We start from the raw sequence: 24,590 nt of genomic DNA, 5'->3' as shown, positions 1-24,590 counted from the left end.
ACAGGCAACATCAAAGGCTTTTGGCCATGCGCGGGTCGAGCGCATCGCGAAGGCCGTCGCCGAGCAAATTCACGGCGAGAACGGTGACCGACAGGAACGCCGCCGGAAAGAACACGATGTAGGGCTTCACCTGCCACAGCGCGCGGCCCTCGGCCATGATATTGCCCCAGGACGGGATGGTCGGCGGCGTTCCGGCACCGATGAAGGACAGGATCGCCTCGGTGATCATGGCGCTGGCGCAGATATAGGTCGCCTGCACCAGCATCGGCGCGACCGTGTTGGGCAGGATATGGCGGAGAATGATCATTGGAGAGCGCGTGCCGCAGGCCACGGCCGCATCCACATAGGGCTGCTCGCGAAGCGACAGCACCACACTGCGGACCAGGCGCGAGACGCGCGGGATTTCGGCAACGGTGATCGCCAGGATGACGTTGCCGACGCTGCCGCGCGTCAGCGCCATCAGCGCGATCGCGAGCAGGATCGGCGGAATCGACATCAGGCCGTCCATGAACCGCATCAGGATGCCGTCGGCCCAGCGGATGAATCCGGAGATCATGCCGATGGCAAGACCCGCCGCAGATGCGAAGATCGCGACCGAGAGGCCGACCGTGAGCGAGACGCGCGCGCCAAACAGCACACGGGAATAGATGTCGCGGCCGAGCACGTCGGTGCCGAACCAGAAATCGGCCGACGGCGCCCGTGTGCGCTTGGCGGGCGCGAGCGCGGTCGGATCGACCGTGCCGAGATAAGGCGCGAAGACCGCGATCAGCACGAGCGTCAGCAGCAGCGCGCCGCCGATCGCGACCGTCGGATGGCCGCGCAGGAGGCCGACGAAGCCGCGCCGGATCGCGACCGGCCGCAGGATCTCGGGCAGCTGTGGCGCGACGACGAGGCCGGCCGGCAGCGATTGCGGATTGACGGTGGTATCGGTCAATAGCGGATCCTCGGGTCAACGAGCGTATAGACAACGTCGATCATCAGATTGACGAGGACGTAGACGAAGCTGAACAGCAGCACGATGCCCTGGATCACCGGATAGTCGCGGCGCAGGATCGCGTCGATCGTGAGGCGGCCGAGGCCGGGGATCGCGAACACGCTCTCGGTCACGACCGCGCCGCCGATCAGGAGCGCGATGCCAATCCCGATCACGGTCACGATCGGTACCGCCGCGTTCTTCAGCGCGTGAATGAACAGGATGCCGCCCTGCCCGAGTCCCTTGGCCTTGGCGGTGCGGATATAGTCCTGCTGCAGCACTTCGAGCATGGCTGCCCGCGTGATGCGTGCGACCAGCGCGATGTAGACGCAGCCGAGCGCGACCGCCGGCAGGATCAGGTTCTCGAGCCATGGCCAGAAGCCCTGCGTGAGCGGCGTATAGCCCTGCACCGGCAGCCATTCCAGCTCCAGCGCGAAGATGTAGGCGAGCATGTAGCCGACCACGAACACGGGCAGCGAGAATCCGAACACGGCAAAGCCCATGATGACGCGGTCGATCAGACTGCCGGCCTTCCACGCCGCCACCACGCCGAGCGGCACCGCCACCACGATCGTGAGCAGCAGGGTGACGATCATCAGCGACAAGGTCGGCCCGAGACGCTGCCCGATCATCGCCGACACCGGCAGGTTGGTGAAGATCGAGGTGCCGAGATCGCCGTGCAGGATGCGCCAGACCCAGCTTCCGAACTGGACCAGGAACGGACGGTTGAGGCCGAGGCTCTGCCGGATGCGCTCCACATCCTCCGGACTCGCCTGGTCGCCCGCGATCACCACGGCCGGATCGCCCGGCGCGATGTAGAGCAGGCTGAACACGAACAGCGCGACGATCGCCATGACTGGCAAGGTCGCGACGATGCGACGGAGGATGTAGGAGAGCATCTGGCCTCAGCGCACGATCATGCAGACTTGGACACGCCCCAGAAGAACGGCAGCGGTCCCTTGGTGATGCCGGAGACGTTCTTGCGCCACGCGGTGTAGCTCAGGAAGAAGCCGGTCGGCGCGTAGACGACGTCGTCGAGCGCCGCCTTGTTGAGGCGGCCGATGGCGGCCTTCTCCTCGTCGAGGTTCTTGGCCTCGAACCAGGACGCCACCTCCTTCTCCGTGCCGGGGCTGTTCGGCCAGCCGAACCAGGCCTTGTCGCCGTTGGCGCGAATGGCGGTGTATGGGGCGGGATTGATGCAGTCCGCACCCGCGTGCCAGGTGTGGAACATGTTCCAGCCACCCTGTCCCGGCGGCGTCTTCTGCGCGCGGCGCGAGCCGACCGTGCCCCAATCGGTGGCGACGAAGTCGACATTCATGCCGAGCTTCTTCAGCAGGTCCGCGGTGACGTCGCCCTGCGCCTTGGTAATCGGCTGGTCCTGTGCCACGAGGCACGTCACCGGCTGGCCGGAATAGCCGCTCTCGGCCAGCAGCTTCTTGGCGGCATCGAAATCGCGCTTGCCCTTCAGGATCTCGCCGCCGGCTTCGCTGTAAAGCGGCGTATCCGGCGTGAAGAAGCCGGGCAACGGCTTCCAGAGTGCCGTGTCGTCGCCGACGATCGCGCGCATATAGTCTTCCTGGCTGAGCGCCATCAGCACCGCACGCCGCGCCCGCACGTCGTTGAACGGCGCAAAGAGATGGTTCATGCGGAACGAGCCGATATTGCCGAGGGGATCGCCGATGTCGACGCTGATGTTCTTGTTCTTCTTCAGGACCGGAACGAGGTCTGCAATCGGGCTCTCCCACCAGTCGACCTCGCCGTTCTGCAACGCCGCGGCTGCCGTGGCGGGGTCCGGCATCACGATCCATTCGACGCGATCGACCAGGATCTGCTTGCCGCCCGCGAGCCAGGATGCCTTTTCCTGCCGCGGCACGTAATCGGTGAACTTCTCGAACACCGCCTTCGCGCCGGGCACCCACTCGGCCTTGGCGAACTTCATCGGCCCGGAGCCGACATAGTCGGTGATCTGCTTGAACGGATCGGTCTGCGCGATGCGCTCCGGCATGATGAAGCCGCACGGCGAGTTGTTCTTGGCCAGCGCGTAGAGCATCTTCGGGAAGGGCTGCTTGAGCACCCATTTGAAGGTGCGGTCGTCGACGGCCGTCAACTCCTGCTGCAGGGCCTTGATCATCAATCCCATCGGATCGCGCGCCGACCAGCGCGTCAGGCTCGCAACGACGTCCTTGCTCAGCACCGGCTCGCCGTCATGGAACTTGAGCCCCGGCCGCAGTTTGAACGTCCAGGTCGTGCCGTCGTCGGTCACCTCCTCGGACTCGACCATCTGGCGCTGCGGCTGCAGCGAGGAATCGATGCCGTAAAGCGTGTCCCAGACCATCGCGGCCGCATTGCGCACGACATATTGCGTACCCCAGATCGGGTCGAAATTGGCGAGATTGGCCTGAGGGACGAAGCGGAGCGTCCGGGCGGATGCGCCTTGTGCGATCGCCGGCGCCGAGAGGCCGGTCAACGCCAGACCGCCCGCGCCGGCCAGTCCCTTCAATACGGTCCTGCGATCCATGAAGTCCTCCAGTAATGCCGTGATGCCGGCCATCGTCTGGCCAAGGGCAAAGTGAAACCGAACCCATTTGCAAGCAAATGGTATGCCACTAAATGCCCCTTCGCCAGCGGGATCTCATCGCCCTTTTTTGGCAGGTCCAGGCTTCAAAGGGCCGCGGCCAACGTCGGTCCTGTCTCGATATGCGGGATCGCCTCGACCAATTTGCGCGTATAGTCGGTCTTCGGATTGTCGAACAGTGCCCGGCTTTCGCCCTGCTCGACGATGCCGCCATTGCGCAGCACGATGGTGCGGTCGCAGAGCATGCGCACCACGTTGAGATCGTGGCTGACGAACAGCAGCGCGATGTCGTTCTCGCGCCTGAGGCGGTCGAGCAGCTGCAGCACCACCGCCTGCACCGAAACGTCGAGCGCAGCGGTCGGCTCGTCCAGCACCAGGAGCCGCGGCCGGCAGGCGATCGCGCGCGCGATGCCGACGCGCGCCTTCTGCCCGCCGGAGAGCTGATGCGGAAAGCGCGGCAACAGATCCAGCGGAAGTCCAACCCGTTCCGCGCATTCTTCCACCCGCTTGCGCAGCGCCTCACCCGCACGCATGCCGTCGAGCCGCGTCAAGGGATGGGCAATACAATCGAACGCGGTAAAGCGCGGGTTGAGGCTCTCGTTCGGATCCTGAAAGACCATCTGGATGTCTTTGCGCAATGGCGAGCGGTGAAAATCACGCGACGCCACATGCCCGATCGACTGCCCGTCGAACACGATGTCGCCTTCGCTCGGGTCGATCAGGCGACAGATCATCCGCGAGGTCGTGCTTTTCCCCGATCCGGATTCGCCGACCAGACCGACGCTCTCGCCGCCGGACATCGTCATCGAGAAGTCGGCGACCGCGGCAGAGCCCTGGTCGAAGCGCTTTGCGAGCTTCCGCACTTCCAGGAGCGGCGGCGTGCCGTGTGCGGGCACCGGCCGTGGCTTGCCGAGCACGGCGGTGTAACGCTCTCTCTCTTCCTCCGTCACGAGGTCCTCGATCCGTGACGTCGCCGTCGGCGACGCCGCGACCAGGCGCCTCGTATAGGCGTGCTGCGGCGCACTGAAGAGTGCGCCGGGGCTCGCCTCCTCGACGATGCGTCCGCGCTCCATCACGGCGATGCGGCGGCAATAGCGCGCCGCGAGACCGAGGTCATGCGTGATCAGGATCGTCGCCATGCCTCGCGCGGCGGCAATGTCCGCCAGCAGATCCATCACCACTTTCTGCGTGGTGACGTCGAGCCCGGTCGTCGGCTCGTCGGCGATCAGCAGCGCGGGATTGCAGGAGATCGCAATCGCGATCATCACGCGCTGGCACATGCCCCCGGAGAGCTCGTGCGGATAGGCGTTCATCCGCGCCTCGGGATCGCGGATCTGGACGGCGCGCAGCAAGTCCAGCGCCTCGGCGCGCGCGGCCTCCTTCGAGATACGCTTGTGCGTGAGGATCGCGTCCGCGATCTGCAGTCCGATGGCGCGGATCGGATTGAGCGCCGCCCGTGGGTTCTGGAAGATCATCGACATCGCAGCGCCCTGGAGCTGACGGAGGTCATCGCCCCTGAGCTTCGTGACGTCCTGCCCGCGAAACAGGATCCTGCCGCCGGTGACGCGCCCGGCGGCATCGAGCAGCCGTGTCGTCGCAAAGCCGGTGACCGACTTGCCCGAGCCGCTCTCGCCAACGAGACCGAGCATCTCGCCGGCCTTGACCGTCAGCGTCACGCCGCGCACGGCCTCGACCATTCCGCGCCGCGTCGAGAACGCCACGTGGAGGTCGTCGATCCTGAGCAGGTCCTCGCTCATGTGCGCATCCGGGGATCGAGAATGTCCCGCATCCCGTCGCCAAGGAGGTTGAAGCACAGCACAGCCATCATCAGCGCGAGGCCCGGAAAGGCCACCAGCCACCACCGCCCGGTCGAGATGAAGCGCGCACCTTCGGCGACCATGATGCCCCATTCCGGCGTCGGCGGCTTGACGCCGAGCCCGATGAAGGACAGGCCGGCCGCGTTCAGAATCGCCCAGCCGAGATTGAGCGAGATCTGCACCGCCATCGCCGGAAGGATGTTCGGCAGCAGAAAGCGCAGCACCACGGAAAAATGGCTCTCGCCGCAGGCGCGGGCCGCCTCGACCCAGCCGACATTGCGCCTGACATTGACCTCGGCCCGTGCGAAGCGGATGTAGAAGGGAAGATTGATGATCGCGGTCGCGATCACGATGTTCTCGATCCGGTTGCCGAGCGCAGCCACCATCGCCATCGCCAGCACGAACAGCGGGAACGCCATCATCACGTCGACGAAACGGCCGACGGCGCGATCGAGCCGGCCGCCGGCATAGCCGCAGAACGCGCCGACGACGGCCCCGATCACGAAGGAGATCCCGACCGCGGAGACTGCGATGGCGAGGTCGAGCCGCGCGGCGATGATGAGACGGCTGAACACGTCGCGCCCGAGCTGGTCGGTACCGGCAATGTGCGTCGCGCTCGGCGGCTGCAACGCCTCCGAGACGTTCGAGGCTACGGGATCGTAAGGCACGATCCACGGTCCGAAAATCGCGACCAGGACGAAGACGAGGACACCGATGGCGGCAACCGCGGTGAGCGGATTGCCGCGCAGGATCCAGACCGAATGGCGGAGGGTTGCACTGGTCATTCGATCGACACCCTGGGATCGGCGATGCCGTAGCAGATATCGACCACGAGATTGACCAGCACGAACAGGCTGGCCATCAGCAGCACGAAGCCCTGCACCGGCGCATAGTCGGAGGACAGCAGCGCATCGAGCGCATAGGAGGCGACGCCGGGCCAGGAGAACACCTTCTCCACCAGCACGTTCGCGCCCAGCATGGTCGAGAACACGATGCCGGCGATGGTGATGACGGGAAGGATCGCATTGCGCAGCGCGTAGGTCACGACCACCTTGCGCCAGGACAATCCGACCGAGCGCGCCGTGCGCACGAAATCGCTCCCCAGCGAGACCAGCATCGACGCGCGCGTGATCCGCGCCAGAGGCGCGATCACGAACAGGGCCATGCTCACCGCCGGCAGGATCAATTGCTTGCAGGCCGTCCACCAGCCCTCGAAATCGCCGGCGAGAAGAAAATCGATCAGCAGGAAACCGGTGTGCTGCGGCGGCAATGAGGTGAAGACGTCGATCCGCCCGGTCGGATCAGGCGCCAGCCCGAGCAGATAGTAGAAGACGTAGATCAAGAGCAGGCCCGACACGAAGGTCGGCACGCAGACACCGAGCGCGCAGAACAGCCGCACGCCGTGATCGACGATCGATCCAGGGCGCAAGGCAGCGACCACGCCGAGCGGCACCGCCGCGATCAGCGCGAGCAAGAGTGCGGCGAAGGTCAGTTCCAGCGAGGCCGGCAGCCGCTCGCGCAGATCCTTGAGCACCGGCTGTCCCGTCATCATGGACCGGCCGAGATTGCCGTGGCCGATATCGGAGAGATAGAACACGAGCTGCTCCGGCACCGACTTGTTGAGCCCCATCTGCTTGCGGATCTGCTCGATCTCCTCCTTGCCGGCATTGGGCCCCGAAGCGAAGAACACGGCGGGGTCGCCGGGCAGGACACGCATCAAGAGAAAGGTGAAGACCAGCACGCCGAACAGCGCCGGCAGCGACGACAGAAGTCGCCTGCCCGCCCGCACCATTGTTGCACCAAGACCGGTCATCACCGCTCAGCGTCCCTGTTGGTTGCCGATGTCACTTGCGGCTGACATCGCGATAATCCACCTGGCGATGGAACTCGTAGGTGTAGCCTTCGATCGACGGCGCCATGACGGCGTCCTGGTTCGGCTGCCACAGCATGATCTGCGGCATCAGATCGAAGTGCATCGCGTTGAGCTTGCGGCCTGCCGCCTCATACTTGGCCTTATCCGGCTCGAAGCGGGCTTCCTGCGCGATCGTAGCAAGGTCCGGGTTGTTGATCGAGCTGTAATTCCAGCGCTGATTGCCGGTGTAGAAGTTGCGGTAGAAGTAATCGGTCGACGGCAGCCAGGCGACGATACCTTCGGTGAAGAACGGCAGTTTCTTCTCGTTGATCTGCGTCGACATCTGTGCGTCCGGCAGCTTCTGGATGTCGACCTTGATGCCGATCTTGGCAAGCGACTCCTTGACGAGGGCGGCCATTGGCTCCGCAGTCGAGGACTGGCCGACATTGAAGCTGAACGTGGTCGAGAAGCCTTCCGGCAGACCCGCGGCCTTCAGATATTCCCTGGCCTTGTCGAGATCCATCTTCACCGGCTGCTGGAACGGATAAATGCCGGTCAGCGGCTTGCCGTCCGGCCAGGTCGCGCCGAACAGCGGCGCGCCGCGGCCGAACAGGGCGGCCTTGAACATGTCGTCATAGGGCAGCGCATAAGCGATGGCGCGGCGCACATTGACATTGTCGAAGGGCGGCATCTGGTTGTTCATCGAGACGTAGGTGATCGCATTGTATTGCGGAGTCGAGACCACCTTGAGCTTGCCCTTGGCCTCCAGCCACTGCACATCGCTGGCCTGCAGATCGACGACGAGATCGGCATCGCCGCGCTCGACCAGATTGGCGCGCGTCGCCGGCTCCGGCACCGACTGCACGATCACGCGCTTGAAGAACGCGGGCTTGTTGGCCGAGCCGCGATTCCAGCTCTCGTCCCGCTTGAGGATCACCTGCTCGCCCGGCTTGAAGGTCTCGACCACATAGGCGCCGCTGCCGGCGGTGTGCTCCTTCAGCCATGCGGTGGCCCAGGGATCATCCGGCGTCGCATGCGCCTTGGCGACCTTCGAGTTGATGATCATGGGATAGACGGTGGCCAGATTCGGCAGCGCGAGCTTGTCGGGCTTGGGGAGCGTCACCTCGATCGTCAGCGGATCGATCACCTTGAACTGGTCGGCCGAGGTCAGCGAGCCCGTCAGCAGCTGCGCCTTGCCGAGGATCGGCGCGGTGACGCAGCGATCGAGCGACCATTTCACGTCCTCGGCCGTGACCGGCGAGCCGTCCTGGAATTTTGCGTCCTTGCGCAGGCGGAAGGTGAGCTTCAGGCCGTCGGGGCTGACGTCGTAGGATTCAGCGAGCTCGCCGGTGATCGTGTCGAGATCGAACACCCATTTGCCATTGAGCTGCTTGCGGCCGAATGCCACCAGCCGGTCATAGGTGCTCATGCTCAGCGCGAAGGATTCGCGCGTCGAGCCCGGGATGTTGGGATCGAGCGTGTTGACCGCCGAGCCGGTGACGTAGCGCAACGTCTCCGCCCGGGTTTGTGCTTGCGACGGCGCAGCGGCGATAAGCAACAGCGCAGTGGTAGCGAGGACTGAAGTCGCCGACCTGAAAGACACAAAACGCATTGGTTTTTCCCTGAATTTCGAACGAGAACGCCAGCAAGGCAGGTTCAGAATGAAGCAAGTTGCGCGCCAGTCTCCTAGGCATTTCTGGGGATGCTTCGTCGCGGCGGCGCATGGATGATCATCGCTCCTCCTCCATTGTTCGCGCGGGCCGGGTGACCACCGCCTGCGGCACGTCGTAGGCGCTGAGCGAAGCCCAGTGCCGGTCGACATCGGCGCGGAACAGGCCGCGTGTCAGGCCGTGGACCAGCTTCGGCACGGCTGTGGTCATCGCATTGATCGACGATCCCGATGGACCGAAACTCATGGTCGAGGCGATGGCGAAGAGGTGGATGTCGGAGATCCACGGTGTCTTGCCCGGCACGCGCTCGATGAAAGCGTAGTCATCGGCAAGATAGGGAAAGCGGCCGAGCCGCTCGCTTCGTTCGCTCTCGGGGGGCTCGTAACGATCGGCCCAGGTCGCGATATTGCCGGCGAATCCGGCGAGCTCGCCGCGGCCGGCAAAATCCATGTCGATGCCGGTGCCGCAGATGACAAAATCGGCGGTAATGTCGCCGCGCGGCGTCTGCAATTCGATCCCGCGATCGGTTTTGCGCGCGGCTACGATAGGCGCGCCCTCGTAGAGCGTGAAATTGGCGTGACGCGCGCAGCGGTCATAGGTTGGTTGCGGAAATCCCTCGCGCATCTCGAGGACCTTGCGCATGAAGCGCCAGCGCCAGGCATCGTCGAGATCGCTGAGATGACGCAGGAAGCCGCGGAAGGTCAGCCAGCGATAGGGCTGAATCACCTGGATCTGCGCCCGGCGGCACAGCAGGTGCACTTCGGCCGCGCCGACCTCCAATGCTGTTGCCGCATTGTCGAAGGCGGATGCGCCGGCACCGATCACGGCCACGCGCTTGCCGCGCAAACTTTCGAAATCGATATCGTCGGCGACGGTTGCAACCGAGCTCGCCGGCAGATGGCGAAGCGCTTCCGGAATCATCCAGCCGCCCATGCCCTCCTGCCCCGTCGCCAGCACGATCTTGCGCGCATAGAGAGTCTCGATGGTCTCGGCCTGTTTCACGCGTGCGGCGAGCAGACCATCTGCCGATGGCGCGATCTCCAGAAGCTCGCAAGCGTTGCGCACGGGCAAGCCGATCGTGCGCCGTAGCCAGAGCAGGTACTCGGCCCAGTGCGCGCGCGGAATCAGATCGAGCGTCTGCCAGCTCTCCTTCCCGAACCGGGCTTCATGCCAGGACTGGTAGGTAAGGCTCGGGATGTCGAGATCGGGACCGGTGTAGTCCTTCGGGCTGCGCAGCGTCGGCATCCGGGCATAGGTGAGCCAAGGCCCTTCCATCCCCTCCTCGGCCTTGTCCACGAGCAGAATGTTGCTGACGCGTGAGCGCATCAGGCCGAAGCCGATAGCGATGCCGGACTGGCCGGCGCCGACGATGAGCACGTCCAGCGCCGGCTTGCCATCGGGCCCTGTCTTCGGTTCGAGCCACGCGGCGCCGGGATGCGCGATCATCGCGAGATCAGCGCGAATAGCGGCCTCGAGCTCTGTCAGCGCCTCACTCATGCCGCGAGCCAGCCTCCGTCGACCACCACCACGGTGCCGGTCGTGAACGAAGACGCATCGCTGGCGAGATGCAGTGCGGTCTGCGCGATCTCCTCGGCCTTGCCGAACCGCTTCATGGCGTGACGGTTGCGCGAGGCCTCACGCACCTCGTCCGAATTGGCGTGACGGGCAAAGCTGCGGCGAAGCATCGGCGTATCGATCGCACCCGGGGCAATCGCATTGACGCGGATGCCGTCGGTGGCGAAATCCACGGCCATCGTCCGAGTCAGGCTGACGATCGCGCCCTTTGCGGCGATATAGGCGCTGTTGCCCTTGCCGCCGGCCATCGCGAGCTGCGAGGCCAGTGTGATGATAGAGCCGCTCCTTTGCCGCTGCATATGCGGCACCGCGGCCCGCGCCCACAGCCAGGTGCCCCCAACATTGGCGCGGAACACCGCGTCCCAGTCTTCGAGGCTCGTCGTCAGCACGGTGCCGCCGCAGGAGAAGCCTGCTGCCGCCATCAGGATGTCGAGCCGACCGTGCCGCGCGATGACCTCGCCGACAACAGCCTCGGCGAATGCGGCATCGCCGACGTCGCCGACATGCGTCGTTGCTTCGCCCACCAGGCGAAGCGTTCCCTGGAGCCCCTCGGCATCGCGATCGACCAGAGCGAGACGCGCGCCCTGCTCCGCGAACAGCTTTGCGCTGGCGCGACCGATGCCCGAGCCCGCGCCGGTGATGATGGCGGTGCGCCCATTCAGCCGCATGTCAGATCCCTTCCTTGTGCTGCATCCACCAGGCACTCATCGCGGCGGCGGACTCGGCACATCCGAACCGCGCGCGCCAGCCGAATTCGTCGGCCATCCGTGCGACCGAGAGCGGCGCGCGATCGCCCCCATGAAGCTTGATGAAGGTCTTCTCGCCCGGCTCCGCCAGCCGACACTCCAATCCGGGATGCAGCGCCGCAAACGCCTCGCCCCATTGCAGCGCCGACCAGGCCGCGCCGCTGGAGATACTGTAGAGCCGATGGCGCGGCCGCTCGGCCTCGATCAGCACGGCGACGGCTTCGGCGGCGTCCGGCGCGTAGGTCCAATCTTTGAAGCCAGGTCCCGGCATGATCGCCGGCTCGCCGCGGGCGAACGCCGCCAGGATCTGGAATTGGAGGCTGGGCGTATCGCGCACCGCGCCGGCCCGCTCCCATGGGCCAAACACGGCGCTCAGCCGCACATTCAGAAAATCGCCGCCAAAGAGCTCGGCATGGGCGCGCGACGGAGCGCTCCGAGGTGAACTTGCTGACGGCGTAGAACGAGACGGGATCGCAGGGCGTCTCCTCGTCGAGGATTTGATAGCGCTGGCCCGCCGCGCCATAGGCCGAGGCCGACGAGAGGTTGACGACGCGGCGAACATTATGGCGAATCGCGGCTTGCAGGATCGGGATCTGCGCCATGACGTTGATCTCGAGAACGCGCGCGGGCGATGCCCGTTCGAGGTCATCGCCCGCGGTGATCGCGGCGCCCAGCACGATCGCGTCGCAGCCCTTTGCGACAAGGGCGTCGATGGCGTCTACATCGCTGATATCGCCCTGCACGGTTTTGAGCCGAGCACCGTAGTCAGCCAGAGACCTCTGCGCAGCCGGGGGTAACGCCGCACGATCGTACAGCGTCACCTCGTGCCCACGCGCGAGCAGCACCTCGGCGAGATTGAGGCCGACAAAGCCTGTGCCGCCGAAGATGACGATCCTCATCGCGCGCGATCCGCCGTCACAGCAGGTTTGCCCCGAAATTCCGTTCCGGATCCATGTCGGCAACCAGCCGGCCGGTCGGCCTGGCCGCCTCGCCGCCGCTGCGCGCCAGGAATTTTCCGCTGCCGGCGCTCGCGAGGCACTTGTTGTCCTCGATGATCACGCGGCCGCGCGACAGCACCGAGACCGGCCAGCCCTTGAGCTTGCGGCCCGCGAACGGCGTATAGCCGGCGAGGTCGTGCATCATCTCGTCGGCGATCAAGGTCTCACGATTGGGATCCCAGATCGCGATATCGGCGTCGGCGCCGACCGCGATCGAGCCCTTGCGCGGATGCAGATTGTAGATCTTTGCCGGCGCGGTCGCGGTGAGCTCGACGAATTTCTCGAGGCCCAGGCGTCCCTTCGACACCATCGCGTCGAACAGCAGCGGCAGCCGCAGCTCAAGTCCGGGCAGGCCGTTGGCGACCTGCTTGAAGTTGGGATTGGGGCCGGCGCGCAGCTTGCCGGTCTCGTCATAGCGATACGGCGCGTGATCCGAGGAGATGGTCTGGAGATCGCCGAGCGAGAGCGCCTGCCATAGCACCTCCTGGTCGGCATGCGTGCGCGGCGGCGGGCTGCACATCCATTTGGCGCCCTCGGAGCCGGGCTTGTCGAGGTCAGCAGCGGTGAGGAACAGATATTGCGGACAAGTCTCGGCGAACACCTTGAGCCCCTGCCCGCGTGCATCGCGGATCACCTTGGCGCCTTCGGCGGTCGAGACGTGGAAGATCATGATCGGCTGGTCGATCAGCGCCGCCATGCCGATCAGCCGCGTGAAGGCCTCCGCCTCCGACACGCGGGCGTGGCTGACGGCGTGGTACTTCGGCATGGTGTAGCCGCGCGCGAGCAGGCGCTTCACCATCCAGGAGATGATGCCATGATTTTCGGCATGGGCGCACAGCATCGCGCCGGACTGGCGCGCGGCGAGCAGGATGTCCAGCAACGGCTCGTCATCGACCTTGAGCCGGTCATAAGTCATGAAGATCTTGATCGACGCGTGGCCCTGCTTCACCAGCGCCGGAATGTGCTCCTCGATCGTCTGCCTGGTCGCATCCGCAATGATCATGTGAAAGGCGTAGTCGATCACCGCGCCCTTCCTCGCCAGCGCGTGATAGTCCTCCACCACCTGCGGCAACTTCATGCCGACATGCTGGGCGGCGAACGGAATCACCGTGGTGGTGCCGCCAAAAGCGGCAGAGACGGTCGCGCTCTCGAACGTGTCGGCATTCATGATGCCGGCGGCGGAGAGCTGCTCGATATGGGCATGGCTGTCGACACCGCCGGGCAGCACAAGCTTGCCGCGCGCGTCGATCTCGCGCTTGGCGGGGAGAAGGCCCTTTCCGACGGCCGCGATCGTCTCGCCGGAAATCGCGACATCGGCCTCGAAGACATCGGTGGTGGTGGCGACGCGGCCACCGCGGATGATCAGGTCGTAAACGGGTTCAGTCATGAGGCGCTCCGTGATAGGCTTGAGGCACGACATCGCAATTTCGCAGGAAGACCATCATGTCCCGGCCGCGCATTCTCGTCATCAATCCGAACTCCAACCACAAGGTCACGCAAGGGCTGGAGGACGCGCTGAAGCCGCTCGACTTCGAGGGCGGGCCGGAAGTGGTCTGCCAGACGCTGGCCGAGGGTCCGTTCGGCATCGAAAGCCAGGCGGACGCCGATGGCGTTGCGATCCCATTGCGAAAGCTGGTCGAGAGCGACAACAGCTCGGCCGCCTTCGTCATCGCCTGCTACAGCGATCCCGGGCTTCAGGTCTGCCGTGAAGGCACCGACCGCCCAGTGTTCGGCATCGCCGAGTGCGGCGTGCTGACGGCGCTTTCTCGCGCGGAGACCTTTGGCGTCATCGCGATCGCCCAGCGCTCGATCCCGCGGCACATGCGCTACCTCAGGCAGATGGGTCTGACCGACCGCTTTTCCGGCGAGCGGCCGCTGAACATGAGCGTGGCCGAAACCGCTTCGGGCGAAGGCACGCTTGCCAAGATGATCGAGGTCGGCCGCGCGCTGCGCGACGAGGACGGTGCCCGCGCCATCGTGATGGGCTGCGCCGGCATGGCGCGCCACCGCCGTGCTCTGGAAGACGCGCTGCGCATTCCCGTGATCGACCCGACACAGGCGGCCGTCACCATGGCGCTGGGTACGGTGCAGTTCTCGGCTCACTAGGCGTCCTTCAGCTCTCTGGCGTCCTGCCGCGCGAGCCATTGCGCATGGCTCTCGCGGACAAGCGCAAACGTGTCCCGCTGCGTGGTGTAGAGATTGCCGAACATGCGGCCGATCGGCCGGTAGGCGTCGAGATCGACATACATGTTGGTCTCGTCGACGAGACCCTCGCGGGCATGCACCCTGAGCACCTCGCCAACCAGTAGCTCGCGATCAGTTGAGAAGGTCAGCACCACATGGCGCCGGCATTCCAGCGCGAACGGCGCTGCGGCGAGGCGCGGCACCCTCACATCGATCGATGGAAGCGTGGCAAGCCCGGTCGCTGCGACCTCGCTGTCGCCGGAGGGGAAATCGACCGCGCAGTCGTTCATCGCCACGGACAGCGCTTCATCCACCATGTGCACGACGAACTCGCCGTCGCGATGGATGTTGCGGGTCGTGTCCTTCGGGCTGTGATCCGGCTTGTGCTGGAGCCCGAGCACGACCAGAGCGGGGCTTTCCGAGAAGACGTTGAAGAAACTGAACGGCGCGGCATTGACGGCTCCGTTCTCGTCCAGCGTCGTCACCAGCGCGATCGGCCGCGGCACCACAACGCCGCAGAGCAGCTTGTAGCGGTCACGCGGATCCAGCTCGCGCAGGGAAATGCCCTTGTCAGCCATCGGCGTCACGACTCCGGCGGCGGCACCACGCCGGTCTGACTGGTGATCAGGCCGTAATGCTCGATGCGGCGATGCCGGGCGAAATCGAAGATCGTGGTCTTGCCGAAGGTCGTGGCATCGAGGTCGCAGGCATGGACCAGGACCTCGTCGTCGTCCGTCCTGGCTTCTGCAACGATCTCGCCATTGGGATCGACGATCAGGCTGCCGCCGAACAGCGGGTGGCCGTCCTCGACGCCGGCCTTGGCCACCGCCATGACCCAGGTCGCGTTCTGGTAGGCGCCGGCCTGCACCGAGAGACGGTTGTGGAACAGGCGCTTCTCGACGCCCTCCTCGCTCTTCTCCGCGTTCACCGACGGCGTGTTGTAGCCGATCAGCACCATTTCGACGCCCTGCAAGCCCATGACGCGATAGGTCTCGGGCCAGCGGCGGTCGTTGCAGATCGCCATGCCGATGATGCCGCCGAGCTCGCGCCAGACCTTGAAGCCGAGATCGCCCGGCTCGAAATAACGCTTCTCCAGATGCTGGTGCGAGCGCTTGGTGTCGTAGTCCACATGGCCCGGCAGATGGACCTTGCGATATTTGCCGACGATCTTGCCGGACCTGTCGGTGAGAATTGCTGTGTTGAAGTGATGACCGTCGGGCGTCAGCTCGGCATAACCGAAATTCATCGCCATTCCGTGCTGCGCCGCGCGCTCGAACAGCGGCTTCGTCGCCGCGTTCGGCATCTCCCGCTCGAACCAGACGTCGAACTCGGCCCGGTCCTCGGCATACCAGCGCGGGAAGAACGTCGTCAGCGCCAATTCGGGATAGACGATCAGGTCGGCGCCCTTGCTCTTGGCCTCGTCCATCAGCGCGATCATGCGCTTGACCACGGCCTGGCGACTGTCGGCTTTCTGGATCGGGCCCATCTGGGCGGCGGCGACATTGACGATGCGCATCAGCGACTTCCTGATCTCTTCACGAATTTCCTGGCGAGGCTGGGGATCGCAGCTTCAAGGGTGTAGCGGCAGCATAACGCCGCCTTGCGTCCGTTTTCCAGCCAAGCAGATTTCATGCCGTTCGCCCCCATTCGGCATCCTGCAACAGCCGCCAGTTGATCTTGTTGCTTGCGGTGCGCGGCAGCTGGTCGACGAAGACGACCGCGCGCGGCGCCTTGTAGCTCGCCATCACGCCACGCGCCCAGCCAACGATGTCATCGGGCGATGTCGTTGCCCGTGCCGCCTCGTCCAGCACGACAAGCGCCTTGACGGTCTCGCCGCGGTAATCGTCCGGCGCTGAAATGATGCAGCACTCCCGGATGGCGCGGTTCTGGTACATCGCGGCCTCGACCTCGGCCGGCCAAACCTTGAAGCCGCTGACATTGATCATCCGCTTCAAGCGATCCACAGCGAAGAAGTAGCCGTCGGCGTCGCGAAAACCGAGATCGCCCGTGCGCAGGAACCGCTTGCCGTCGAGTTCCACGAATGCTTCGGCATCCGCCTGCGGCCTGTTCCAGTAACCCTGCAACACTTGCGGTCCGTGCACGACGATTTCGCCGACAACATTGTCGCCGAGCTCGATCAGGCTCTCGGGATCGACGACCCTTGCATCCGTCTCGTGGACGGCGATGCCGAGGCACTGCCGCTTCGGCGCCGCCATCTGGTTCAGATGCGTCGGCGACATCGTCTCGGTCATGCCGTAGCCCTCGACGAAGTCGAGCCCGAAGCGGCCTTTCAGCCGCTCGGCGACGGCAGTCGGCATCGCCGCGCCGCCACCGGTCAGAACCTTGAGCTTCGCAAAGCATTTGTCGCGAAAGCGGGCGCTTGCGAGCACGTCGACGATCATGGTCGGCGCCGCGTTCCAGAACGTCACGCCATAAGTTTCGAACAGGTCCGGCAACAGATCCTTGTCCCAGCGCGCCATCAGGAGCAGCGTGGCGCCGGTGACCATGGCCGCATTCATCGAGCCCTGCATGCCTGCAACATGGAACAACGGCATGAATCCGGTAACCACATCGTCACCGCCGAGCCCATACCAGCGCGCCTGCAACACGGCGGTGAACAGCGCACCGCGATGGGTATGCATGCACGCCTTGGGCTTGCCTGTGGTGCCCGACGTGTAGGGCAGGATCATGAGATCGTCCGGGCTCGCGATCATCTTGCCCGGTTTCACGCCATTCGCGATCGCGGACGACCAGGAATGCCAGCCCGGTGACGACGGCACCTCGGCCGGCGCTTCCGTGACGCATGATGGCAGCGTATAGGGCGTCGCGGCTGGAACCTCGTCGCGGTACTGCGCGACAATCGCATGCCTGATGGCCTCGCCCAGCAGCGGTGTAAACACCTCGCTCAGTTCGCTCCCGATGATCGCGACCTTGGCCCCGCTGTCCACGGCGAGATACGCGATCTCGGCGGTCTTGTTCATGGGATTGACGGGGACGATCACAGCGTCCGCCCGCATCACCGCGTAATAGGCGATGACATATTGCGGCGAGTTCTGGAGCGCGATCATGACGCGGTCGCCGGGCTTGACGCCGCAGGCGCCCTGCAGGAAGCCGGCCACGGCATCGACACGGTCGCGCAGCTCGGCGTAGCTCAGGCTCGCGCCGTAGAACACCGTCGCCGGATGCGAGGGGCGCTCCTGTGCGGCCCGCACCAGCGCATCGTAAAGCGTTCCCTCTGGCATCGCGAGATGCCAGGGCTCATCCGCCGGCCAGGCCGGCGACCGGCGGAGCGCTGCGTGATCCGCGCTCACCCCTGCTCCTCATCGGCGACATCGAGACCGTGATCGAGCGCGTCCAGAAGCTGGTCAGCCTCGCGCTCGGAAATGACGAGCGGCGGCGCCAGGAACAGGGAGGTCTGCTCGCCGCTGGTTCCGATCACCGCGCCGGCCTCCAGCGCACGCTCCGCGACGCGCGAGGCGATCGGCACCTCCGTGGTGTCGGCATGCCAGGTGCGCCAGTCCGGGCCGTGCAGCTCCACCGTCCAGTGCAGCCCCTGCCCCGCGACGCGCTGCACGCTCGGATGCTTCTGCGCGATCGCGAGCAGGCGACGGGTGAACAGCTTCTCGAGCTGCTGCACACGCTCCAGAATCTTGTCGCCGGTGACAACCTTCAGATAGGCGCTGACGGCCGCCATGCTGATGGGATGGCCGCGCAGCGTGCCATAGTTTTGCCAGCTCGTACCCTTGAGCCGCTCGACGATGTCCTTGGACACCACGACCGCTGCCACCGCGGCGGCGCCACCACCGAGCGACTTGCCAAGCGTGACGATGTCCGGGCGGCTTTGCGCCCCCTGGAACGCGAACCAGCGGCCCGCGCGCCCGGCGCCGGTGACGACCTCGTCGGCGATCCAGTAAGATCTAGCCTGCCGCGCGCAGCGCGCGACCTCGTCCTGATAGGCGCCATCGTAGTAGATGCCGCCCTGGGTGTAGTCGATGATGGTTGCCGCCGTGTCCGAGAGCAGCCGGGTGGCATCCGCGAGATATTCGCTCGGCGGATTATTGTTGGCCGGTGCGCCGTAGATCGCGCCATCCGGCGCCGGCAGGATCCGCACCGGCGCCATCGGCGCCGGCAGCTTCGAACCACCGGCATGCACCGCAAGCCCACCATGCCATTGCGGCTGCACCGTCATGCTGCGCGACAGGCCGGTGATGCCATGATAGGCGCGCTCGCGCGTCGCCAGCGCCGAGCGCTGCGTCAGCGCCTGGCAGAGCGACAGCGCCATGTCGTTGGCCTCGCTGCCGCTGATGCAGAAGCGCACCGCGCCGACCCAGTCCTCCTCGCCCTTGAAAGCAGTCGTCATCAGATCGTCCGCGGCCTGCTCGCGGCCGACCCAGGTCCAGCCCTCGTTGACGACGGGCGTATCCGCCGCGCGGCGGATTGCCTCCACCATTGCGGGATGGCGATGGCCGAGACCGCCGCCGGTGTTGCTGCCGTCGATGAGCTTGCGGCCATCGGACAGATGGAAGTAGACGCCCTCGCCGCCGACCACGGCCATCGGCGCGCTGTCGCCCGCATTCAGCCCGGTTCGCAACAATCTGCTCATCGCTCGTCCCCTCACTCTGCGGCCGCGGCGCCATAGCCGCCGCCACCGCACATCTCGATCGTGACGAGATCGCCTTGCTGCAGCACCAGGTTGGACTTGCCGTCGATCGCGACGTTCGCGCCGTGCCTGACCAGCGAGATGCGGCACGCCTTGCCGGATTCGCCGCCCTGCATGCCCCAGGGCGCAATCACCATCCGTTCGATGCAAGTGGTCAGGTGCATCGAAGGTGCGAGGATGCGGTACGTGCGGACCGAGCCGTCACCGCCGCAATGCGCCCCCGCGCCGCCGGATTGCCGGCGGATGGCCTGCTGCTCGAGCCGGATGGCGTAATTCGCTTCGATCACCTCGACCGGCGTGTTCGAGGTGTTCGACAGATGCACCCGGGTTGCCGACATGCCAGCCCGATCGTGCCGCGCGCCTTCGCCGCCGCCGTGAACCTCGTAGAGCATCTGCCACGAACCGTTCGGCCGCGGCTCGGCGAAGAACAGAACGCCCGCGGTGGTGGCGCCGCCCGCCGACAGGCGTTCGGGAATGGTGTCCTGCATGGCGCGAAAGATCGCGTCGACGATGCGCATGGACGTCTCATGGTTGCCGGCGGCAACGGACGCCGACCAGCCCGGCTCCAGGATGGAGCCCGGACGCGTGATAATGGTCAAAGGCCTGAGTGCCCCTGCGTTCTGCTGCATGTCGCGTCCGCTCATGATGCGCGCGGCATAGGCGACAGCCGAGCGCGCCATGAACGGCGTCGTGTTGCAGAAATTGGAGACACGGTCGCAGCTGCCCGAGAGGTCGAAGGTCGCCTCGTCGCCGCGAATGGTGATCTTGACATGGATGCGCGCCGGCGCGTTGTTGTCGCTGCCGTCATCGAGGTAATCCTCGCCCTCATAGACGCCGTCCGGAAGATCGCGGATCGCCTCCCGCATCTCGATCTCGGAGAGATCGTGCAGGCGCGACTGCGTCGCCATGAAGACGGCCTTGCCGTGCTCACGGCAGAGCTCGATGATGCGCTTCTCGCCGGCCTTGGTGGCCGAGATCTGCGCCAGGAGATCGCCCTCGCAGGACTCCGCGTCGCGGACGTTGGCCTTGAGCATCTGCACGATCGGCGTGTTGAGGCCGGCCGAGGTCGCGATCAAGACCGGCGGAATCCGCAGTGCCTCCTGGAAGGTGTCGATCGCCTTGGCAAAATAGCTGCCCGGCCAGGTGCCGCCGATGTCGGGCCAGTGCGCAAGGCTGATCGCAAACGCCACGATCTCGCCCTCGACGAAGACGGGCCGCACGACCTTGACGTCGTTGAGATGATTGCCGCCGAGCGCGCCGACATTGTAGATCAGCACGTCGCCGTCGTTCAGGCTGTCGCGCGGCACCACCTTCAGCAACTCTGGGATGGTATAGGCCATCGCGCCAAGGTGGATGGGGATGTCGCGCCCCTGCCCGACGAGGCCGCCGTAGCCGTCGGTGATCGCCGACGACAGATCGCCCGCCTCGCGCAGCAGCGGCGAGCGCGCCGAGCGCGTCATCACCAGGCTCATCTCCTCGGCCGCGGCGGAAAGCCCGTGCCTGATGACCTCGACGACGAATGGATCGAGCTTCATGCTCTCCTCCGCGTCAGGAACAGATTGCCTGTTGCATCAGGTTTCGCGTGCCAACCGGGCGGCACCACCACGGTCGACCACGCGTCTTCGATGATCGCCGGGCCGGTGACGACCTCGGTTAGCGCGGCGCGGTCGACGATCGCTGTCGCCGTCTCGCGGTGACCGTCGAACGAGCAGACGCGCGTGCTCGTGGATGCCGCCCTCACCGCGGTCGCCGGCCGGCTGACGACGGTCGTCGACGGCCGGCGGGCCTGCACCCGCACGGACTCGATGACGCAAGTCTCGCCGGTCGCATAGCCGAACAGCTCGTGATGCCGCGTCAGGAAATTCTGCTTGAGCCTGGCGACATCCAGCGGCAAGGCGAAAGGTACCGGAATGGCATCGTTCTGCGCCGCATAGCGCATCAAGGCGACCAGCTCGACCTGGATCTCCGCCTTCGCAACGCCATTGGCGAGCAGCGGCGCGGATGCGTCGGCAACCAGGGCCTCGATCCGCTCCGATACGCGTACGAGGTCGATGCCCTCGAGCGCGGCGCGCAGAGTCTGCTGCTGCAGGAAGCTGAAATCGGCGGTGAGACAGCCGAGCGCCGAGAAGGCGCTGGATGCACTGGGCACGACGACCTCTGCAATCCCGTAGAGATCGGCGAGGCCCGCGGCATGCATCGGACCGCCGCCGCCGAAGGCGAGCAGCGTGCAATCGCGCCCATCGATGCCGCGCTCGACCGTGACGCGGCGAAGCGCGCGGGCCATGGTCGCGTTCGCGACCTTGATGATGCCGAGCGCCGTCTCCGTCAGTCCCAGTCCGAGCGCGCCAGCGATCGGTGCGATGACGCGCCTGGCTGCCTCGACATCGATGCCGATGCGGTCACCAAGCTTGGTCGCGGGATTGAGATAGCCGAGCACGGCGTTGGCGTCGGTGATCGTCGGCTGCTGGCCGCCGCGGCCATAACAGGCCGGGCCCGGCTCGGAGCCGGCGCTCTCGGGCCCGACCGTCAGACCGCCGGGACCGTTGCGCACGATCGATCCGCCGCCCGCACCGATGGAATGCACCGCAAGCATCGGCTGGCGCAGCGGCTTGTCGCCGAGCATGCGGCCGTCGGTCATCTCGGCCTGGCCGTCGACGATCAGGCAGACGTCGGTCGTGGTGCCGCCCATGTCGAATGTCAGCATCCGCGAGGTGCCGAGCTGGCGCGCGATGCTGACCGAGGCAGAGACACCGGCCGCCGGTCCCGACATCGCCATCACCAGCGGCCGACGTTTCACCGCCGAGATGGGGATCATGGCGCCGGCGGAATGAAACACCTGTAATCCCGGCCCGATCGGCAGCCGCTGCTCCAGCTCGCTGAGATATTCCACCGCGATCGGCATCGCGGCTGCATTGAACACGGTCGCCGAAGTCCGCTCATACTCGCGTGCCTCAGGGTTGACCTCGTGCGACAGTGAGACATGGGCGACGACCTCCTTGAGGCGCTCGCCAAGCATCTTCTCGTGGACAGGATTGGCATAGGCGTGAAGCAAGGCCACCGCGACACTCTGCACGCCGGTGTCCTTCAGCCAGGCCAGCAGATGCTCGATCTCCGCTTGTTCCAGCGCCTTCAACACCCGGCCCTCGTGATCGAGGCGCTCGGCAAGCCCGAAGCAGCGATCGGGCGGCACCAGCGGCGGCGATTTCGGCGGAATGTCGAGCCGATAGAGGTCGCGGCGGCGATAGCGCGCGATCTCGAGCACGTCGGCAAAGCCCTCGGTCGCGACCAGCGCGACCTTCGGCAGCCGGTTCTCGACGATCGCGTTGGTGACGCGCGTGGTGCCATGGACGAAGCGCTTGACCTCGCTCTTGCGCAGGCCCACTGCCTCGATCGCCTCCAGCATGGCCTGAACCGGCGCGTCGGGGCGCGACGGCACTTTCGCGATCCGGGCCTCGGCGGAATCGCGCCTGATGGCGATGATATCGGTGAAGGTGCCGCCGATATCCGTGCCGACTTCCCAGTGACTTTCGAAAGAGCTCATGTGGCGTCAGCTACGCGTGGCGTCCGAACCGGACGCCGGGCCCTTCCCGTCCATCGCAAACTCGAATGCCGAACCGAGAGCGCTCATCTTGCATCCCCTGTCATGCCACCGTCCGCGAGCGTGCGACAGAGCTGTGGCCCTCCGACAGGGCCAGAGTTGTCGCAATTCACTGGGCCAGCGGGCGGCCGGCGCAGCGCGCCGCAGCAGGGGATGCACGTTTTGGTGCAGCAGTGCCTGCACAGACAGCACGCGAACGCGCGTTGTTCCGCGCCAATAACGCGCAGCGCACCACGGATTTCTCTGAGCAAATCGCGATGTCTATTGCACCGCAGTCCGAGCGACCGAGATCAGTTGTCTAATTTGCAGGCGATCGATCGGAATGTCGGGATATCCGGATGCCTAGGAGCTATGCAAACCGGTCGGCTCAGCCTCTCTTTATTGTACGATCAGTAAGAGAGCGTATTGGGCGGATCGGACGTCCCGTTGCGAGAGCCACCTCCGATGCAAGCTGCGATTCTCGCCAGCAGCGGAGCGGCATCCTCGACGCGCAACCGTCCGTAGCCGAACACCAGGCCTTGCCGCGTCGGCCGTTCCAGGAAATTCTGCGACAGCGGTTGCACATGGATGCCGGCCTGCTTCAGGACCGCGACCGCTTCCCGATCGTTCATCCGCGCCTGCATTGCATCGGTGAACAGCGCCACCAGGTGCAGGCCGGTGACGGCGGAGGACACCGTGAGATCATCCGGCATCAGCGCTCCGATCGCGTCGATCAACGCCTTGCGCCTCGCAGCATAGACCCGCCGCATGGCGCGCAGGTGGCGCAGCAGATGCCCCTCCCGCATGAATTCCGCCAGGGCGAGCTGTCCGATCCCGGAGGTGTGCACGTCGATGCGCGCGCGGCCCTTGGCGAAGCCTTCGATGAAGCGCCTGTTCGCGACGAGATATCCGAGCCGCAGATTCGGCATCATGATCTTCGAGAAGGTGCCGAAATAGATCACCCGGCCCTCGCGATCGAGCGAGCGCAGCGAGGCGATCATGCTGTCCTGATGCCTGAACTCCGAATTGTAGTCATCCTCGATCACCCAGACGTCGTTCTTGTTAGCCCAGTCGAGAAGCTCGAGCCGCCGCTCCAGGCCCATGCTGATCCCGAGGGGGTATTGATGCGATGGCGTGACCACGATCAGCCGCGCGCGTGGTGCGCGCCGAATTCCTTCCGAGACGACCAGCCCCTTGTCGTCGACCGGAACAGGAACGAGCTTTGCGCCGGCCGCGGTGAGCGCCCATCGCGCCTCGACGAAGCCGGGCTCCTCGACCCAGACCTCGTCACCGGGATCGAGGATCATCCGGCTGCAGAAATCCAATGCGCCCGATGTGCCGGAGGTGATGACGACCTGTTCCGGCGAGCAGACGAGACCGCGCACGGAGCCGAGGAAGTTCGCGATCTCGCTCCGCAATCGCGGATGGCCTTCGGGTGGAAGATCGAGGCACTCCTGCTCCCTCGGGTTTTGCCAGGCCTGACGCAGCAGGCGCGACCAATCCTTGAACGGAAAGGTCGAGATGTCGGGCGCGCCCGGAGCGAACACGGACGGCCAGTTGGTCTCGTATTCGAGGCCGAGCAGCGCGCGCCAACGCTCCGACATGTGCGCAGGCTTGCCAGCAGGCGACGCGGGCTCGGCATGCGGGGCCGCAACCGCGGCCACCATGACGCTGCCGCGCGGCGTCGATGCCAGATAGCCCTCGGCATAGAGCAGATCCCACGCGGTGAGCACCACCGTGCGTGAGCAGCCCAATTCACGCGCGATCTCGCGCGAACCGAGAAATTGCGTTCCTGAGGGAAAGGCGCCGCACAGAATACCCTCCCGGATATGCTTCGCGATCTGCAAGTGCAGCGGCACCGCGGAGGTCCGGTCGATATGTATCCCGGCAAGAGATACACGCTTGCTCGGATGACGGCTGTTGTTCATGTCTCGCCCGACAGGCAACGCAGGTACTGTCCGCA

18 protein-coding genes and 1 pseudogene are annotated in these 24,590 nt (G+C 65.6%); 1 reads left to right on the top strand and 18 read right to left on the bottom strand.

All coding sequences use genetic code 11. The annotated features are described in order from the left end of the window. Positions 1 to 10: 10 nt before the first annotated feature. The 11 genes and pseudogenes from ABIG06_RS25840 to hydA form a co-directional block, all read right to left on the bottom strand. The gene (locus ABIG06_RS25840; RefSeq protein WP_370139093.1) at positions 11 to 934 is read right to left on the bottom strand and encodes an ABC transporter permease; all 924 of its coding nucleotides are present in this window, start codon (positions 932 to 934) and stop codon (positions 11 to 13) included. Further along, positions 931 to 1,872, bottom strand: a complete 942-nt coding sequence (locus ABIG06_RS25835; protein WP_370139092.1) for an ABC transporter permease — start codon at positions 1,870 to 1,872, stop codon at positions 931 to 933. Before ABIG06_RS25835 ends, ABIG06_RS25840 begins: the two co-directional genes overlap by 4 nt. Before the next feature lie 17 nt (positions 1,873 to 1,889). Beyond that, the gene (locus ABIG06_RS25830; RefSeq protein ID WP_370139091.1) at positions 1,890 to 3,491 is read right to left on the bottom strand and encodes an ABC transporter substrate-binding protein; all 1,602 of its coding nucleotides are present in this window, start codon (positions 3,489 to 3,491) and stop codon (positions 1,890 to 1,892) included. Positions 3,492 to 3,634: 143 nt separating this feature from the next. Then, entirely contained in the window at positions 3,635 to 5,305 is a 1,671-nt protein-coding gene (gene nikE, locus ABIG06_RS25825) for a nickel ABC transporter ATP-binding protein NikE (RefSeq protein ID WP_370139090.1), read from the bottom strand. Then, positions 5,302 to 6,150 carry an ABC transporter permease gene (locus ABIG06_RS25820; protein ID WP_424578411.1) on the bottom strand — a complete coding sequence of 283 codons (849 nt, stop codon included), beginning with the start codon at positions 6,148 to 6,150 and terminating at the stop codon, positions 5,302 to 5,304. The genes nikE and ABIG06_RS25820 overlap by 4 nt, the downstream gene beginning before the upstream one ends. Beyond that, positions 6,147 to 7,181: an ABC transporter permease gene (locus ABIG06_RS25815; RefSeq protein WP_124158408.1), complete on the bottom strand. Its 1,035-nt coding sequence runs from the start codon at positions 7,179 to 7,181 to the stop codon at positions 6,147 to 6,149. The genes ABIG06_RS25820 and ABIG06_RS25815 overlap by 4 nt, the downstream gene beginning before the upstream one ends. 28 nt (positions 7,182 to 7,209) lie before the next feature. Beyond that, positions 7,210 to 8,829, bottom strand: a complete 1,620-nt coding sequence (locus tag ABIG06_RS25810) for an ABC transporter substrate-binding protein (RefSeq protein ID WP_370139089.1) — start codon at positions 8,827 to 8,829, stop codon at positions 7,210 to 7,212. 118 nt (positions 8,830 to 8,947) lie between these two features. Continuing rightward, the gene (locus ABIG06_RS25805; protein WP_424578410.1) at positions 8,948 to 10,384 is read right to left on the bottom strand and encodes an NAD(P)-binding domain-containing protein; all 1,437 of its coding nucleotides are present in this window, start codon (positions 10,382 to 10,384) and stop codon (positions 8,948 to 8,950) included. Then, positions 10,381 to 11,130 carry an SDR family oxidoreductase gene (locus ABIG06_RS25800; RefSeq protein ID WP_370139087.1) on the bottom strand — a complete coding sequence of 250 codons (750 nt, stop codon included), beginning with the start codon at positions 11,128 to 11,130 and terminating at the stop codon, positions 10,381 to 10,383. Before ABIG06_RS25800 ends, ABIG06_RS25805 begins: the two co-directional genes overlap by 4 nt. A 1-nt stretch (position 11,131) precedes the next feature. Further along, positions 11,132 to 12,107, bottom strand: a pseudogene (locus ABIG06_RS25795) (NAD-dependent epimerase/dehydratase family protein). A 16-nt stretch (positions 12,108 to 12,123) separates the two neighbouring features. Further along, positions 12,124 to 13,593 carry a dihydropyrimidinase gene (hydA, locus tag ABIG06_RS25790; protein WP_370139085.1) on the bottom strand — a complete coding sequence of 490 codons (1,470 nt, stop codon included), beginning with the start codon at positions 13,591 to 13,593 and terminating at the stop codon, positions 12,124 to 12,126. Between the two features lie 56 nt (positions 13,594 to 13,649). Here hydA and ABIG06_RS25785 point away from each other — a divergent pair, with 56 nt between their 5' ends. Further along, positions 13,650 to 14,312, top strand: a complete 663-nt coding sequence (locus ABIG06_RS25785) for an aspartate/glutamate racemase family protein (RefSeq protein ID WP_370139084.1) — start codon at positions 13,650 to 13,652, stop codon at positions 14,310 to 14,312. Here the strand turns inward: ABIG06_RS25785 and ABIG06_RS25780 are convergent. From ABIG06_RS25780 to ABIG06_RS25750, 7 genes are all read right to left on the bottom strand, one after another. After that, positions 14,309 to 14,968 (bottom strand): flavin reductase family protein, encoded by a 660-nt coding sequence (locus ABIG06_RS25780; RefSeq protein ID WP_370139083.1) that lies wholly within the window; start codon positions 14,966 to 14,968, stop codon positions 14,309 to 14,311. The two genes, ABIG06_RS25785 and ABIG06_RS25780, sit on opposite strands and share 4 nt — an antisense overlap. Before the next feature lie 5 nt (positions 14,969 to 14,973). Then, positions 14,974 to 15,906 carry an N-carbamoyl-D-amino-acid hydrolase gene (locus tag ABIG06_RS25775; protein ID WP_370139082.1) on the bottom strand — a complete coding sequence of 311 codons (933 nt, stop codon included), beginning with the start codon at positions 15,904 to 15,906 and terminating at the stop codon, positions 14,974 to 14,976. Positions 15,907 to 16,018: 112 nt separating this feature from the next. Then, positions 16,019 to 17,701: a long-chain-fatty-acid--CoA ligase gene (locus ABIG06_RS25770; RefSeq protein ID WP_370139081.1), complete on the bottom strand. Its 1,683-nt coding sequence runs from the start codon at positions 17,699 to 17,701 to the stop codon at positions 16,019 to 16,021. Continuing rightward, positions 17,698 to 18,993: an aminotransferase class III-fold pyridoxal phosphate-dependent enzyme gene (locus tag ABIG06_RS25765; RefSeq protein ID WP_370139080.1), complete on the bottom strand. Its 1,296-nt coding sequence runs from the start codon at positions 18,991 to 18,993 to the stop codon at positions 17,698 to 17,700. Before ABIG06_RS25765 ends, ABIG06_RS25770 begins: the two co-directional genes overlap by 4 nt. Before the next feature lie 11 nt (positions 18,994 to 19,004). Further along, positions 19,005 to 20,585: a hydantoinase B/oxoprolinase family protein gene (locus ABIG06_RS25760; RefSeq protein WP_370139079.1), complete on the bottom strand. Its 1,581-nt coding sequence runs from the start codon at positions 20,583 to 20,585 to the stop codon at positions 19,005 to 19,007. Next, positions 20,582 to 22,591: a hydantoinase/oxoprolinase family protein gene (locus ABIG06_RS25755; RefSeq protein WP_424578409.1), complete on the bottom strand. Its 2,010-nt coding sequence runs from the start codon at positions 22,589 to 22,591 to the stop codon at positions 20,582 to 20,584. Before ABIG06_RS25755 ends, ABIG06_RS25760 begins: the two co-directional genes overlap by 4 nt. A 446-nt stretch (positions 22,592 to 23,037) precedes the next feature. Continuing rightward, on the bottom strand, positions 23,038 to 24,555 hold the full coding sequence (locus tag ABIG06_RS25750) for a PLP-dependent aminotransferase family protein (RefSeq protein WP_370139078.1): 1,518 nt from the start codon (positions 24,553 to 24,555) through the stop codon (positions 23,038 to 23,040). Positions 24,556 to 24,590 lie beyond the last annotated feature (35 nt).

This window comes from Bradyrhizobium sp. USDA 326, from assembly GCF_049739485.1.
Taxonomy (GTDB): Bacteria; Pseudomonadota; Alphaproteobacteria; order Rhizobiales; family Xanthobacteraceae; genus Bradyrhizobium.
Note: the sequence above shows the minus strand (reverse complement) of the source record. Positions and strands in the feature narration are given on the sequence as shown.